A 5,453-nucleotide genomic window follows, 5' to 3' on the forward strand; every position below is an offset into this window, starting at 1 on the left:
GGCCGATCGCGACGTCGCGCGGCCAATGTTCGCCAGGGACGCGCGGTCCGGGGAGGCTGACGAATCGGCCTTCAAATCCTCCGTCGGCGCGGACGACGCCATCGTCGGCGCGAAGGGTGGAGAAAAAAACGAGATGCCGGCGCCAAAGCCAGAGGCGAAGCTCGAATACCGGGGCGCGATCGGGCGATTCGCGAAAGTGCCGGCCGAAAAGTCCGGGACACGCGCCGAATTCGCGACCGGCGGCGAGACCGGGGGAAGTTCCGGCGCGGGAAAAGGCATCGACACGTTGGGCGGCGTGGCCGCGCCGACCGCGAGCGTCGAAGCGCCCGAACAATCGGTCGAAGGCAAGGCGCAAACGGCGGATGTGCCCGCCCAGGAAATGAAGGACGAAGAAAGCGCGCGATCCGTCGCCGCCAGGAAAGCCGACGCCCCGACGACCGCCCAGCCGCCGCCCGCGCCGGCGAAATCCGCACCGGCGGGACCGCCCGCCGCGGCGTCCGATAACGGTTGGCGGCAAGACGGCGCGGTGCGCGAAAAAGAACGGGACGAGGCCGGCGTCGCGTCGCCCTCCGGCGAGGCCGAACAATCGCCCGCGACCAGGGGCGAGATCGGGCGCCGCTTCGACGGCCGCAACTCCGGCCTGACGCGCGGCGACATGCGCGTCGTCCGACAGGATGCCGCGTTTGACGAACTCTGGACGCGGTTGTGGGCGACGCGCGCGCAGCCGCCGCCCCGGCCGGCGATCGACTTCGCGCGGCAGGTCGTCGTCACGGTCGCGCTCGGCACGCAGCCGACGGGCGGGCACGGCGTGCGGATCGAAAGCGTCCGCCTTGCCGGATCGGTCCTCACGGTCGTCGTCCTCGAGACGCACCCGCGGCCCGGCGCCGTCGTCACGCAAAGCATGACGCAGCCGTTTTCGGTCGTCGTCGTCGAATTCGACGGCCGGATTCCCGAAGACCTCGAAGTGCGTTTCGACCGCCGCGTCACCGAAGGCGACCTGCCCTGAGCCCCTCCACCGAGGCCAATTCTCAGGAAACCGTCTCAGATTTCTGATGATTGACGCGCCGCGTCGCCGGGCCGGCGTGAAGCGACATCGCACAAGTATTTGGTTTCATTGAGTATTCTAGAAATCGTATCGTTTGGCACATCGGTTGCTCTATTTCGCGGCGCGACGTTAGGCGCATCCCGCGCCTAAGAAAACCACTCCCCGGAGGGATGGCCTGTTATGAAAAACGTGAATCAAATCGCCTACATTCTTTTCGCACTCATTCTCTCGCTTTCGCTCGGCCTCGCGGTCGCGTGCGGCGACGACGATGACGACGACGACGACGATGACGACCCCGCCGACGACGACACAGACGACGATGACGCCGATGACGACGACGCCGACGACGATGACGCCGACGACGACGACATGGACGACGACACGTCCGACGACGACACCGGCGACGACGATACGTCCGCGGATGACGACACCTCTTCGGACGACGACGCCACGTCGTAATCGCGAATCACGGTAAGCCGAAGCCACGACGGCCGCGGGAGGTCCCCGCGGCCGTTTTTTCGTCGAGCTGTCGCCGATCAGGCTTTTTCGATTTCCGAAATGTTATCCGGCGACAACTGCTGCCCGCCACGAATCGTAAAAATATCGACAAAACGCCCCGCGACGCGATACCAAACGCGAAATCGCCCGACGATGATCTCGCGAATGGCGGCATCGTCGTATTCGGGGATGACACGGCCGCTTTTCGGGTATTTTTCGAGGCGCTTCACCGATTTTCGTATCCTGTTACGAGTTTCAACAGCGATGTTCGGATTGAAATCGGCGATGTAACGGGACAGGTCGCGAAGGTCATTCGCGGCGCGCAACGTCCAGCGAACTCTCATCGTCGTCGCGGCTTGACCGCTTCATCCAGCATCGCGTCGAGTTCCTCATCGGAAACGAATCGGCCCGCGGCGGCGTCGGCAAGTCCTTCCTTCAACGCGGCGACATCGTCCGCGCGCGCCTGGTCAACGTCGAAATCTCGTGGGTCCATCAGCACGCCGGCCGGCTTGCCGTTCAGCGTGATAAGAATCGGGCGGCGATTTTCGGCGACATGCGAAAGCCAGCTTGAGAGCTTCGCCTTGAATTCCTTGGCGGGAACGACATCTTCACTCAACAACATGCGACGCATCAGGGACCACCTTTCCGAACAATTCGTGACCTCAATATAGACCGATTTTAGGTTCCCGCCAAGCGCGTCGGTGTTCGCGGTCACTTGACGCTCCCGATCGCGCGCGAAATGATCGCCGCCCGATTCGCCTATGCCCGAACCAACGCGACACATCCTCGACGGCCCCTGGGATCTCGCGCCCGTCGCGCAATTCCCCGACGAGCCGCCCGCCGACATGCTCACGATGAACGTTCCGTCGCACTGGCAGCAGCACGACGCGCTCGCCGGATACGCGGGGCGCATCGTCTATCGCAGGCGATTCGATTTCGTTCGCGCGCCCGGCGCCCGCGCGCGGTTTGTCGTGCCCGGCGTGTTCTACGAATTCGCCGCCGTCCTGAACGGTCGCACCCTCGGAACGCACGAGGGCTACTTCGACCCCGCCGCGTGGGATGTCACGGAAATCCTCGCGGCCGAAAACGAGTTGGTGCTGCGCGTGCGTTGCGAGAAGGAAAGCGACCTTCTGAACAAGCGCGCGATCCTCGGCGTCTTCGGGCACTGGGACGCGATGGACCCCACGCTTTCGCCCGGCGGCGTCTGGCTTGCGCCGTACGTCGCCACAAGCGGCGCCGCGCACGTCGTTCGCGATCAATGGCATGCCGAACGCGCGGGCGATGTCGAAGCGGTGATGCTTCGCCGCCTGACGATCCACGCCGCCGCGCCAATGACCGCGCGCGTGCATACGCGCCTGGCGCCGGTCGCCGGCGGCGATCCCATCGAGCGCCGCGACACGGTGTCGCTTGCCGCCGGCGAAAACACGTTCACCGACCGCGTCGTCATTCCCGAGCCGCGCCTGTGGTGGACGCACGATCTCGGCGCGCCGGATCTCTATCGCCTCTCCGTGCGTGTCGAGGACGAGGTCGGCGAGACAAGCGACGTCTTCGAGGACGAGATCGGCATTCGCATGGTGACGTTCGAGGACGGCGAGCTTCGCGTCAACGGCGAGCGCGTCTTCGTGAAAGGCAGCAACTACGCGCCTTCCGACGCGCACCTCGCGACGGTCTCGCCCGACACGATCGCGACGGACATGCGCCTCGCGCGCGAGGCGCACATGAACATGTTGCGCGTGCATGCGCACGTCGATCACCCGGCGCTCTACCGTGCCGCGGACCGCGCGGGCATCGCGCTGTGGCAGGACATGCCGCTGCAATGGTGCTACGCGCGCGACGTGCTGCCCGAGGCCGTGCGCCAGGCGCGGGCGATGGCTCGCTTGCTGGATAACCACCCGTCCATCGTCTGCTGGTGCGCGCACAACGAGCCGTTCGCGGTCGCGGATACGAAAGACCACGGCGCCGCGGCGATCGCGCGCGTCGTCGCAAGCGCCGCCGTGTTCTCGTGGAACCGCGATGTGATGGATCCGCGCATCGCCGCCGCGCTTCGCGAGGAAGACCCGTCACGCGGCGCGATGATCTCCTCCGGCGAGCCGGGGCTCTTTCGCCGGCGCCGCGACATCCACTGGTACGGCGGCTGGTACACCCCGATGGGCACGCGCCGGTCGTTCGACGCGCTCCTGCGGCGAGCGCCGAAGGCGGCCCGATGCGTTTCCGAATTCGGCGCGCAGAGCTTTCCGAATCTCGAAAGCGCCGCGCGCTTCATGGCCGGCGACATCGCGCGCCTGGACTGGAAAGCGCTCGAAGACAAACACGGACTGCAACGCGAGTTGATGGAGCGCTGGACGCCGCGCGCGCCGGGGCAGGACCTCGCCGCCTACATCCAGGCGACGCAGGACTACCAGTCGGAAATCCACCGGCATTACATCGACCGCATGCGCGCGCGCAAATACGACCCGTGCGGCGCGTGCCTGCAATTCATGTTCAACGACCCGAACCCCGCGGTGCTGTGGAGCGTCGTCGATTATTGGCGCGTCCCCAAATCGAGCTACGCGAGCCTCGCCGCCGCGTATCGCCCGCTTTACGCGTTCGCGCTTTTGCCACGCGATATCTACAAACGCGGCCAGCCGCTTGCCACGAACGTGTTCGCCGTCAACGACGAACGCACCGGGCGCGAAACGCGCGTCGAGGTTGTCGTGACGGACGACGAAGGGCGCGAGCTGTTCCGACGCGAAAAACAAGTCGTCCTTCCGCCCGACAGCCCCGCCGTGCCCGTCATGCACGTTCCCGCTCGCGCTCATGTCGGCGGCGTGGTGAGGTTGGTCGTGCGTTTTACGGACGGCGAAGAAACGATCGGAAACGTTTACGAAGCGCGCGTGGAGTAAGGGCCTTTCCTGACCCGCGGATCGAGTCGATTGCACCGCCGGTCACCGGCGATCGCCCCGATCGTCATCGGGCGATGCCGATTTCAACATCCGCAACCGGAATCGTCATCCTCGTCGCGCTCGGCAAAATCGTCATCGTCGTCCGCCGCGTCATCGTCATCCTCCCCGTCATCGTCCGGGCCGTCGTCGTCGGTCGCCGCGCCGTCCTCGACGACGCTGTCCTCGCCGCTGTACGCCTTGCCGTATTCGTGAAACGCGGCGACGCGATAGACGTGCGCGCCCGCATGCGGATCGTCCGTGTAAGCCTGCGCGTTTTCGCCAAGGGCCGCGATCTCCTCGAACGCGCCGCCGTCCGTCGCGCGTTCGACGACGTAGCCCATCTCGCCGTCGGACATGTCGGTCCACGTCAACCCGACGCCGCCAGCGTCGGGGATCGCCTCGAACGCGGCCGGCGCCATCGGCAGGGCGCGGCTCTCGACCCACGGCGATTCGTCGTACGCTTCGCCGGCGTACATCCGCACGATCCACGTCGCGCGTTCGCACTCGTGCAGCTCGGCATCGACGATCGACGACGCGCCCGCGGGCAGCGTCGCGATGGGAAGGAATCCGCCGTCGTCCTCCGCGCGCGAGCGGAAGATCATCTGCTCGCCGCCGCCTGCCGGCGTCCATTCGACCAGCACGGACGTTTCGTCGATCGGCGTCACCGACAGATCGCTCGGCGCAACGGGCGCGGTATCCACGAGCGCCGGCACGCCAGGCGGTCCCTCGCCGTCGGTGGTGAAGGCCGCGACGGCATACACGAGCGTCGCGCCCGCGGGCGCCGCGGCGTCGAAATACGTCTCGCTGACCGTTTCGCCGATTGCGGCGAACGAGGCATCGCCGGACATCTTGCGATAAACCGCAAATCCCGCCTGTCCGCTCGATCGATTCGTGAACGCCAGCGACACGCCGCCGCCGGGCTTGGCGGACGCGGTCAGGCCTGTCGGCGCGGCTGGCATCGTAAAGGCGCTCGTCGAGGCGGTCACCGC

6 protein-coding genes are annotated in these 5,453 nt (G+C 66.4%); 3 read left to right on the forward strand and 3 right to left on the reverse strand.

Features of this window, described 5'->3' with window-relative positions; genetic code table 11:
- Window positions 1–1,006 (forward strand): protease complex subunit PrcB family protein (locus tag K8I61_05590; protein MBZ0271488.1); only part of this gene is annotated, 1,006 nt, incomplete at its 5' end.
- 219 nt (window positions 1,007–1,225) lie between these two features.
- Complete coding sequence (locus K8I61_05595) at window positions 1,226–1,504, forward strand: hypothetical protein (protein MBZ0271489.1); 279 nt, start codon at window positions 1,226–1,228, stop codon at window positions 1,502–1,504.
- 77 nt (window positions 1,505–1,581) lie between these two features.
- Here the strand turns inward: K8I61_05595 and K8I61_05600 are convergent, their stop codons facing one another.
- Window positions 1,582–1,887 carry a type II toxin-antitoxin system RelE/ParE family toxin gene (locus K8I61_05600; protein ID MBZ0271490.1) on the reverse strand — a complete coding sequence of 102 codons (306 nt, stop codon included), beginning with the start codon at window positions 1,885–1,887 and terminating at the stop codon, window positions 1,582–1,584.
- On the reverse strand, window positions 1,884–2,174 hold the full coding sequence (locus K8I61_05605; protein MBZ0271491.1) for a type II toxin-antitoxin system Phd/YefM family antitoxin: 291 nt from the start codon (window positions 2,172–2,174) through the stop codon (window positions 1,884–1,886). The genes K8I61_05600 and K8I61_05605 overlap by 4 nt, the downstream gene beginning before the upstream one ends.
- A 130-nt stretch (window positions 2,175–2,304) precedes the next feature.
- Here K8I61_05605 and K8I61_05610 point away from each other — a divergent pair, with 130 nt between their 5' ends.
- Window positions 2,305–4,425: a glycoside hydrolase gene (locus K8I61_05610; GenBank protein MBZ0271492.1), complete on the forward strand. Its 2,121-nt coding sequence runs from the start codon at window positions 2,305–2,307 to the stop codon at window positions 4,423–4,425.
- Between the two features lie 83 nt (window positions 4,426–4,508).
- On the opposite strand, the gene K8I61_05615 is transcribed toward K8I61_05610, so the two are convergent.
- A partial coding sequence (locus K8I61_05615; GenBank protein MBZ0271493.1) for a fibronectin type III domain-containing protein occupies window positions 4,509–5,453 on the reverse strand: 945 nt, incomplete at its 5' end.

Source organism: bacterium, assembly GCA_019912885.1.
Classification (GTDB): Bacteria; Lernaellota; Lernaellaia; order JACKCT01; family JACKCT01; genus JAIOHV01.